This window comes from Xenorhabdus indica, from assembly GCF_014467235.1.
GTDB classification, from domain to species: Bacteria; Pseudomonadota; Gammaproteobacteria; order Enterobacterales; family Enterobacteriaceae; genus Xenorhabdus; species Xenorhabdus indica.
Genome location: NZ_NKHP01000013.1, coordinates 83,333 through 94,761 on the forward strand (window position 1 = coordinate 83,333; position 11,429 = coordinate 94,761).

Sequence of the window (11,429 nt, forward strand, 5' to 3'; positions counted from 1 at the left end):
AATATGTCATCACCAATGAAAATTAAAAATAAATACGAATCGAAAGTTCACGAAATCCATTCATATACTGATTGTTCATCATTTTATTTTTGACCATTTACACTCAATGATTAAACATTCCTATCGCATTATCAAATTGTTCAAGTTGATTATCGTCAACCAAATTATTTGCCTTGCCATGAGATTCTATAAAAATTGCTTGTTGTTCTATTGTGGTATATTGGAATAAATCAACAACTTCAATTTCCTTATTAAAAAATTCATTCAACTTAATACTCAGTTGTAACAATGTGTATGAAGAACCACCCAAATCAAAAAAATTATCACCTGAACTGATATTTTCCTTATTCATTTTTAAAACGTCAGACCACAGAGATAATATATTGACCTCAACTTCACTACTACAAGGTTTCATTTCAATGCTTCTTGCGATGCTTCTGGGATCAGGCAACCTCGCCACATCGATTTTACCGCTGTTATTTTGCGGGAATTCTTCAACCTTAATGAAATAACTCGGAACCATGTAACCTGGCAAACGTTCAACCAATGCTTTCTTCAAAACCTCTCCGTTAAATTCAATATTGGTATATATATAAGCCACTAAAAATTTATTGTCTGAGTCTTGGGAGTTAACCATAACAAAAACATCACAAATCGCTTTCGAACCGGGCTCAAGCCCATTGATTTGTTCATTAATCGTTTTTTGAGTAATGACTTCTATTTCCCCCAATTCAATTCTATAACCATTAATTTTGACCTGATTATCAGATCGGCCAAGATAAATTAAGCCATTCTTTCCTGAATATTGGGCAAGATCACCGGTTCTATAATATTTTTTACCTTCGATAGTAATAAACTTTTCGGCGGTTAACTCTGGATGATTTATGTAGCCTTTTGCAAGCCCCTTTCCAGCAATGGCAATTTCACCAATTGCGCCTTCAGGTAACCGTCTTAAAAAGTCGTCAATCAATATAATCTCTTCACCCGGCATCGGAAAACCAATGGGAATTGTCGGTGTTTGAATTTCACTCTGCTCGTTAAATTCAAAAGAAGTGGATTGCACACAACATTCTGTCGGGCCGTAAGCATTAGAAGCATTAGGAACCGACTCCCAACATTTGGCAAAATTATACCAATTATGTTTTTCCAACAATTCACCACCAATCATAAGATGATTGACCGTACAACGAATTGAATGTTCTGCGAATTGTGTTCGGATCATACGTAAATGTGTCGGTGTACAATCTGCAATCTGGATAGCATTCTTGCCCCAGAATTCAACCACCCTTTTTCCATTCCGCCTGACGGACTCAGGCACCATATGAAGAGTATGGCCGAGTAACAATGCCGGATATAGTTGTTGTACTGAGGCGTCAAAACTCATTGCAGACATCATGGCTACATTCAGAGTACCCTGATAATGTTGATAAACTCTGTCATGTAATCCTAAAACCAGATTTATGACAGCAGCATGCGAAACTTCAACACCTTTTGGCGCACCTGTTGAACCAGACGTAAAAATAACATAAGCAGAATCTTCTGACGTTATATGATACTGTTCACCGATATCAATATTGGTATCGCTATCAAGCGATACATAAACAATATTCTGACAATCTTCAAGCTCACAGATCGTTTCATCAGAAACAATGACATGCTTAATCAAGGCGGTATCTTTAACATGTTTCTTTCGCGAAGCAGGCCAATTTATATCAAGCGGACAATATTTAGCCCCTATTTTTAAAACAGCCAGCATAGCAACAATGGCGGCACATGAACGATTCATATGAATACCGACGGTATCATATTGTTTAATTCCCTGGCTTAACAATGTAGTGGCAAACATTGAGCTTAATTTATCTAATTCGATATAACTGAGGGTGCAATGTTCATCTGTGATCGCTGTGCGCAAAGGATGCTGTTTTACTCGTTCTTCAAATAAAGAATGAATAGTAGAATGACTGTCAATTTCAGGTGTAAAGTGATGGGCATATACACCCGATTCTTCCGATAGTTTGAGCGCACCGAGCGACTTCTGAGAACGAATCTGCTGGCTCAACAACACGACCATTTTAATAATTTCGGTATAATAATTAACATGATAAGGTGAATAAACTTCACAACTTATTATTTCATCATCATGTTCAAAAAATACTTGAGAAACAGATAAATTATAAATTTCTTTATTCACCGTCTGACAGTTTTTCAATAGAATACACGATGTGAAAAATTTAGGTTGTTCACAAATTTCGTGAAATGAACCTATTCTATACTGTAATAAATTCTGGATATCTTTTGATACTGTCTTTATGAGATCGACCAAAGATTGTTCAGGTGAATATTTTGTCGGAATACATATTATCTGAGGTTCTTCACCATCATCGAGATAACTTGTGGTTAAAATTAAAGAGCTTTGGCTTCTCTGCATTATTGACTGAGCAAAACCCATCAGTGATATCAGTAAAGTACTTAATCGTTTATCTGAACCATTCGCCATGGATAAGATATTTTGTGATTCTTCACGTGAAAACACTATTTTTTGTCGGTTCACGCCATCATGATTGAATATCAGAGATTTTTCAAACTCAGAGGGTTCATGATCATTAATTATTCTCTTCCAAAAATATTCTTTATCAATGTTTGTATTTAATTCATTTTTTACATTCATTATATCGATATCCTATCATTTGAGTGTTGACTTAATTGATCTCATAAATTAGCTGACCTAATTAACGTTCTCATTGACATTTTTCAAAGAATGTATTTAAAATCCATAAAGTTAGTTAAAATCAATCATCGTTATAAACCTCATGAGCGTTTTCAATTCCCATGAAAACTTTAGAGATATTCAAATACCCTTCAGAGAAGACTCGTGTGTTTCTCATATCCTGCAACATACAATAATAGTCACTTAAATTTTCTGTTTCTATAATAACAAAATCCTGAAATTCTGCGGTAAAACCCTCAGTATCTATCGTTCTCAGGCTAATGGATGAACTGTATTTTTTTAATATCTCTGGCAAATGTTCATTTTGCAATTTTTTCCGTTCATTCCGATTAAGCGCATTCCATTTCTGATGTAAAATTAATGTCCAAATAATGACGTATTTCATTTTATTTCCTATATAATTTTATTTATTTCAAATGTTATTTTATTGATGACTTCACTTTTAACTTCTTGTAAATAAAAGTGCCCACCCTGGAATCCATAGATTGTACATCGACCTGAAATATAGCCCGGCCAATCTTTCATCATTTCATATGTCACCTCTGAATCTTTTTTACCATAAAACAAACCTACTGCGGTTTTATTATCAATTTTTGATTCACTCATGATAAAATCATCAATGACTTTAAAATCTTTCCTGATTATTTCAAGCATGATTTTCATTGCATGTTTATCTTCAATTAATTCACTGACATCCCCTAATGTTTTTAAATAATCTAAAAACTGATTTTCCGTCATTAAGTCGCGATGAACTAATTCTGCTCTTTTTATATGAGGTGGTTTGAATGCAGATAGGCCAATCCACAGTGGGTATATACAGCGCGCTTGCAATTTTAAAGTCAATTCATAAGTAATTAATGCCCCCATACTATGCCCAAAAAACGCAAATGGTTTATCGGTCTTAATCACAGGCAATAACGCCTCTAAAATGTCTTCCATCGATTCCAGGCACGCTTTGCCAAAACTCAATCCCCGACCAGGAAGTTCTATCGCAATGAACTCTATCCAATCAGGTAATTCTTGTTGCCATGTTCTGTAAAACATGTGAGATCCCCCCGCATGATGCAGGAGATATAATCTCAATTTCGCATTTATCGGTGTATTTAAATGAATTTTATCTAACATATTAACTCTATAAATAAGATGTTGTCGGATTATTGATGTAATTCAACATCCCCAGCCACATAATCATTTACGGACTGGGAATGTATTTACAGCCATTAAAAAACTTGAAAATGCTTTGGTATTAAACAGATATGGCTAAAAATTAAAATCCAGAAAATCACTCTCCGTCACTTCATCATGATGATTTTCATTGTTTGCATTCAATATAAATTTAATGTCTTTATCAGGATAAGCGATAATGTTATTTAACAATGTAATATATCGATACTTGAAATACTCCATTGTTTCCTCTTTAAATAAATTCTTTTTGTATTCAATGTTAAATTCATAGCCTGAATAATTTTCCTTAACAAAAAAGGTAATATCAAATCGGGTATTTTCCTGATGGAGATCATAACGAGAGAATTTAACTTCAGGTAATACAAAATCTGCCATTCCAATATTCATATAGGAAAATACGGTATCAAAAATCGGTGTTCTATTTAACCTTGGCTTAATATTAAGCTCCTTCACCATATTTTCAAACTGAAAGTCAGCATTCTCAAATGAGGCTATCGTTCTTTCAGCTACCCTTTTGACAAAGTGCTTAAAGGGTAATTCACCGTTACACTCAAAGACAATCGGCAACAAGTTTACAAACATACCAATGATATCTTGTAGTTCATTTTGCGGTCGTCCCAATATTGGTGTACCTACGGCAAATTCATCTTGTCCGGATATATCTTTCATCAAAAGCGCATAAGACGAAATGAAAAGCATAAATTTTGTGATATTTTCGCACCCTGCCAGCTCATCAAGTTGATCACTCAATGCTTTATCAATCACAAAATCTATCCGGCCACCTATATTACCGACCTCGTTTGTTCGGGCATAATCTATAGGTAATTTAAGCTCCGGTACATTTTTTAACGTTGATAACCAAAACGCCTTCTGTTTCAATATACGACTATCATTAACCATTCTTTGTTGCCAAACCGTATAGTCTTTATATTGTATTTCTAACGGTTTCAGTTCCTTATCCTGGTAAAGCTCTAAAAAGTCCCTTACGAAAATATCTTGAGAAAGCCCATCCGAAATAATATGGTGTAAATCCAAGAAGAATATGTAGTGTCCTTTCCGAACTTCAATTAGGGTCACTCTTATCAATGGTGGCTCGTCTAATTTAAATGGCTTAATAAGACTATTAACCTTAATTTTCACCTCATCATCACTCATATTAGATGAGTCAAGCTTTAAATATTCCACATTTATTTCAATGTCATCATGATATTTTTGTCTTGGTTCGCCATCATAAAGAATAAATGATGCTCTCAGTGAATCCTGTCGTTTAAATAATAATTGAAGTGTTTTGTTAAACTTGTCCCTGTCTAGTTTACCAACAATGTTAAATGCGGCTGTTTCGTTATAAGCAACCGAATTTTTATCCATAATCTGTTGCAGATAAAGCCGTCGCTGTCCGGATGATAGCGGGTAGGTTTCCTGAGCTTCTGCTGGCAATATCATTTGATACTCTGATTCTGCCTGTGAAGCAGATAAAATAACAATGTCTTCGATCGTCGGGTTCTTAAAGAAGTGTGTTAATGAGACATCTATTTTGCAATTTTTGTGTACCCTCGATAATAATGTTATCGCTTTGAGTGAATTACCGCCCAGTTCAAAGAAATCATCTTTTAAGCCAATCGGTTCAATTCCCAGAAAATCTTGCCAAATTGAGGCTAATTTTTTCTCAATATCACTTTTTGGTAAGACATATTCAGAATCTAAATCAGGTCTTTTTGCGTAATTCCCATGTTGAATGGCTGTCTCATTATCGTGGATAGCAGGAGCCGACCATTGGGCAATACGTGCATTGATATCCGCAGTTGAGATCACAATGGCTTGTTTTTCCCGATAATTGAGTACCTTTTCTAATAAAGCAATTCCTTCACTTCTTGTTACAAGCAAGTGTGACAGGCTACTGCCCACTCCCGCATTAATTTTTTCTTTCTCTGCTAATTCCCAGCCATCCCAGTTGATTAATGCCCATGTTTTTCTATTTCTCCGATTATGGCGTAATACAAACGAATCTAAATAGGCACTGGCGGCCGCATATGCGAAAAACCCTACACCTCCGAGAATAGGTGCCAAAGAAGAAACGATCAGGCAAAAGTCATAATCAACAGGTTCCAAAACTTGTTCTAATACCGTTATCCCTTTTTGCTTAGGAACGAGATGGCTATCAATATACCCTATCTCCGTTTCACTTATTGATCTAAACGAAGCGTCATCGCTTAACCCCGCCAAGTAGAATACACCATCAATACGGCCATATTTGGCAACCAAATCATGGATAAGTTTTTTCATGGCGTCATGATCACTCGCATCAACCTGAACAAACTCCAGGTTTTTTGCAGCATCGGTGACAGATTGCCACTTCTGGTCATGTTCGTGTTTGGCGCGTGAAGAAATAACCAAATTAGCGTTATACTCTGTAGCAAGGTATTGGGAGAATGTGTGACCAATAAAACCACGCCCACCAATGAGTAAATACACCCCCTCTTTTTTCAAGCGGGAGGTTTCATCCTTCACAAAGGGAATAGATGGTAAGAATGCTTCAGTCCATCTCCGGTTATTTCTGTAGATAACCGTTTTATTTCCGCCCTCTTCGATTTCGCGTATTAGCATCTCAGCAGAGCAATCATCAACATGACCAACATCGATAGCCCGGCAAGATATTTCATGGAATTCTTGTCGAATAATCGTGCTGATAGCCAGCATCGCAGCCGCATTCGGATCAATATCAGGTTCATTACAAACTTCACGTGCATTCTGGATAAGTAAGGTAATATTCTTTAAATGATTTATATTGCAAAATGCGCGATGTGATTTGAGTAAATAAAGTACCGAAGCCAATTGTTCATTAACCGCCAGGTTTACACCGGTACAATCAATGATAATGTCTTCAATTGAAATCTGGTTATTGTTAAGAAATTTGAATAAATTTGCATGATCTTCACTGTTGAGACCACGAATGGTACTTGGAGCTCCAATTTCCAATTTACATTGCTGACCAAGACTAACTTGAATAACTTTGTGATAATGATTGGCTAATGCTTGTTCGTAAAGGGTACTTTGCTCAGAATTATCCCCTAACTTGAATAAAAGCGCTGTCTTAACGTTTTTCTCTTGCTTCAGGTTTCTTAAAAGATCCTGTTGCCAGACAGATTGATAAAACCAATCTGATATATTTTCATTCTTGGTAATAGGTGTCTGACTCGTTTCTATACTTTCATTGCCAGAAAACAGATGTAAGAAATTCGCATTTTCAGGCCAGTAGGTACTTCTGTCAAAAGCATAACCGGGCAATGAAATACGTTTGCAATCTGGTGATGTGCGTATTTTGCTCCATTGAATTTTAACGCCTTGTTGCCATATTTTCCCTAATCCAGCCCAGAATAAGTAAGGATGACTGTTAGCTTTATTATCTTCCGGCAGTAATTGTATGATTGATTGCGAGGATTCTGGTGTCGTATATCGGCGAATTAAATTAACGAGATCTCTTCCCACTCCCACTTCAATCAACACATAATGATTACTGGTATTAAGAATATTTTCCATTCCCTGAACAAAACACACCGTTCTTTCCGCTTGTTCAGCCCAATAGTGAATTGATTTTACGTCTCCGGCAGAAAGTATTTTACCCGTCACAGAGGACATGATTGCTGTTTTCGGCGCATTTAACGTAAAGCCAGAAAGTATTTGCAGTAATTCCTCCTTTATTTTCGTCATTGCGGGGGAATGTGCTGCATGTTTGGATTTGATGGGCGTCGTCAGGATGCGTTTTTTCTTTAATACCTGAGAAAATTCTTCGATGGATTGTTCATCAGATGAAACGACACAAGAATCTTTATTATCTATTGCGATAACAATGTGATCAGGGCAAAGCGGCAATACCTCTGATGCAGGCAGTGGGATACTCAGCATGGCGCCAGTAGGCAGACTTTGCATGAGTTGTCCGCGTCTTACAACAAACTTTAATGCGTCTTCTAATGTAAAAACGTCAGCAATAGTTGCAGCAACCAGCTCCCCAAAGCTATAACCGATGAGCATTGAGGGTTTGATGTCTATATCAATTAAACATTTGGCAAGCGCATATTCGATAATAAAAATGGCTGGCTGTGCATATTGTGTTTCGCTAAGAAAATCACCATCGCCATAATTAAACCATTTGTCTTGCAGGGACTCACCAAGATACTCAGAAGCCAAAAGCAGACATGAGTCAACAATTGAACGGAATAATACGTGATTTTCATAAAGTGACAGTGCCATATTTGAATACTGTGCTCCCTGCCCGGGAAACATAAACACAATATTCTGTTCTGAATCTTTTGCTTTTACGGGGTTCGTCGTCTCTCTTTCCAGAGCTGAACATAATTCCTGATATGTTGAACCAACAAACGCTTTACGATAACGGTGATGTTTTCTTCCTTCCTGCAAAACATATGCAATATCATTTAAGCGGTACGGATTAGAACCTTTAAGCGCATTCAGCAAATTCTGTTGATTATTTTGTAGCGCGGTGGGCGTTTCTGCTGAAATTAAAAATACATTCGGCTGTCCATTATCTTGTACTTTTTCTTGTACTTCTTCTTGCTGATCAGCTTCAGCAATCACGATATGCGCATTCGTTCCCCCAATACCAAAAGAACTGACGCCTGCCATTCTTTTTTTCCCCACAGGCACTGTCCAATCCATAGGGCTGGCTACCACTTTAAACGGTGTTTCATCTAAATGCAGCTTATCATTCGGCTTATTGTAATGCAGAGTGGGCGCTAATTGTTTATTCTTCAATGACATAATGGTTTTGATGACGCCCGCAACACCGGCGGCTTCATCTAAATGACCAATATTACTTTTTACCGCACTCAACCAACAAACATGATGGGAATTTTGGAATACACGTGCCAGTGCGGTCACTTCAATGGGATCACCAATTTCAGTGGCTGTTCCATGACATTCTATGTAACTGATATCTTCAGGCTCCACGCCAGCCAACATATGCGCACTGGCAATAACCTCTGCTTGCCCTTCTATACTTGGCGCCGTGAACCCCACTTTACGTTGACCATCATTATTAACTGATGACCCTTTTATAACCGCATGGATTTGATCATTATCTTCCAAAGCACGATCAAGGAGTTTCAGAAGCAGAATTCCCACTCCATTGCCACCTACAGTACCATTCGAATGCGCATCAAATGGACGACAGTGCCCATCAGCCGAACGAATCATTCCCCGCTGGTATGTATAGCCTGATTCCTGAGGTAATGAAATGGCAACCCCACCAGCCAAAGCCAGATCACAATCTCCACTTAATATTGATTGGCAGGCGGTATGAATGGCAACTAAAGAAGTTGAGCAGGCAGTATGCACTGACATCACCGGCCCATTTAAACCTAATCGATAAGCTATTCGGGTAATGATAGATTCCGGTAGGCTCCAATTCACCGCATCAAAGATTTCAGCCGGGGTCAGCTTCTGTTTTAACTGATTAGAAATCCACGGTAAATTGATCGAAGCACCGGCAAATAAACCAATTCTGTCTTTATTATTGTCGGGAATATATGCGGCATCTTCCAGGGCATGCCAGCAGCATTCGTGTAATAATCGGCATTGTGGGTCCATTTTATCAACTTCGTCTTTGAGATAACCAAATACATTATTATCAAAGGACTTGTAATCATTAAGTATCGCTTTAGCAGGTACAAAGTTAGGATCATTGATCTCTTCTTTGCTGTACCCATTCTTTATCAACTCTTCATGAGTAAATTTTTTTATACTTTCTTTCCCTGAAATAAGATTTTGCCAAAACATTTGTGGTGTAGTTGCATCAGGAAAATTACAAGCCATGCCAACGATAGCTATATCAAATGAATTCGTCATATATTAACAACCCAATTTTATATAGATAATTTAAACAACTTGATCTCCGACTCTATGTTTTATCGGAGATAAAGGCATTATTGAAATAATCTGTCAAAATACGTATATCACGGTATAATTCACCAGCTCATTAACATAAGCCTATTTATTTTGGCTTTTAACATAGGATATATGGCGAAAAAATATGATGATTAAATGAATCAGCCCCATGATTAAAGTCAAAGTTAATAATGTTGACATTAGTATAAAACTCATTGGCATCCAGATAATCAATGAATTCCAAGACATATTTAATAAAACTGAGGGGAAAACGAAACTTAACAGCGTCAAACTCAAACAGGCTAAGATTGAGATTATAACGATGACTTTCTTTGCCCCAGACAGGCGATTACTCTTTTTAGTTATACTATTACGATAAATTCTGAATATTATTATTAGCAAGAACAGGAAAAGGAAAACACTTGATGCTAAAAATAATCTATCAAACGTATCAAACAATTCAATATCATTGGTAGAGGTCAGGTTTATCGTCCCATCTCCCGATGACAGTTGTTTTAAGATTTGTTCACCAATAGTAAACGTGACATTACTGTTAACATTCGCCATAACAGCAACAGCGACATTAGATTTAGTATTCATTCCAATAAAACTAGAGAAATTCGGATTCATTCCAGTATGATATATCTTATTGTTATTTATAGACCATCCTAGTGCATAATGAACATCTTCACCCTCATTCGTCGATAATTGCATATTGGGCTCAAATATACGCTTTTTATATTTGCTTAATGGTGAATCGTTATCCTTAAGAAGAAAACGTAGCCATTTTTCCATATCAATTGCGTTTATCTGAATATATCCGGCAGGAACATTAGAAATGAAGAACGGTGCATCATATGGTCTGGGAGCAAGATAGCTTATCTGATATCCTGTTGCCTTATGATTAACCATAACATCAACTGAGGTATCATTCATTTTCAGCGGGGTTAACACATATTTATTTAATAGCTCAGAATAAGGTTGCTGTGTCACCACTTCCATCATTCTGGCTGCAATATCATAATTAATCGTTGCATAGGAATAAAGCGTTCCGGGGTTATTCTGAAGGTCTATCCGACCAATACGATTGATCATGTTCTCCAGAGAATCACTGCTGTTACCACCATAAATAAAGTCAACACTTGAAAATGGAACCCCCGATGAATGATGCAACAGTTGAATAAAGCTAACCTCTATGGGCTGATTATCATAATAAAATGAGAGAGAAGGCAGGATAGAAGAAACCGTTGTTTCTTGTTTTATCTTTTCTTCCTCAATGAGTTGTGCCGCGATTAATCCAGTAAAAGCTTTACTCGTCGATCCCAATTCAAAAACTGTTTCCTGCGTAATGTCTCCATCGTGATTTTCGTTCTGTTTGCCTAAAGTTATTAGGTGGGTTTTGTTGTGCTTATCAATAATGACCAATGACAAACCTGGTATTTTACCCATTTCCATATAGTCAATAAGTTGCTTTTTAAATTCAGCATCGTTGGTTAATTCACTTTTGGCAAAAGAAGCGGTCATAAATATGATGCTGAAGAAAATAACAAGCAATCTGATTTTCATCCAATAATACCCCTCATAATTATTTTTTAAAATTTAATGCGATACACCT

5 protein-coding genes are annotated in these 11,429 nt (G+C 36.8%); all 5 read right to left on the bottom strand.

Translation table 11 applies throughout. The features are described 5' to 3' along the window. Positions 1–103 precede the first annotated feature (103 nt). Positions 104–2,668 carry a non-ribosomal peptide synthetase gene (locus tag Xind_RS11810; RefSeq protein ID WP_187650091.1) on the bottom strand — a complete coding sequence of 855 codons (2,565 nt, stop codon included), beginning with the start codon at positions 2,666–2,668 and terminating at the stop codon, positions 104–106. Between the two features lie 121 nt (positions 2,669–2,789). Further along, positions 2,790–3,113: a darcynin family protein gene (locus tag Xind_RS11815; protein ID WP_047680361.1), complete on the bottom strand. Its 324-nt coding sequence runs from the start codon at positions 3,111–3,113 to the stop codon at positions 2,790–2,792. An 8-nt stretch (positions 3,114–3,121) separates the two neighbouring features. After that, entirely contained in the window at positions 3,122–3,853 is a 732-nt protein-coding gene (locus tag Xind_RS11820; protein WP_187650092.1) for a thioesterase II family protein, read from the bottom strand. A gap of 135 nt (positions 3,854–3,988) precedes the next feature. Beyond that, the gene (locus Xind_RS11825; protein ID WP_187650093.1) at positions 3,989–9,775 is read right to left on the bottom strand and encodes a type I polyketide synthase; all 5,787 of its coding nucleotides are present in this window, start codon (positions 9,773–9,775) and stop codon (positions 3,989–3,991) included. 141 nt (positions 9,776–9,916) lie between these two features. Beyond that, the gene (locus Xind_RS11830) at positions 9,917–11,380 is read right to left on the bottom strand and encodes a serine hydrolase domain-containing protein (protein ID WP_187650094.1); all 1,464 of its coding nucleotides are present in this window, start codon (positions 11,378–11,380) and stop codon (positions 9,917–9,919) included. Between the last annotated feature and the right edge of the window lie 49 nt (positions 11,381–11,429).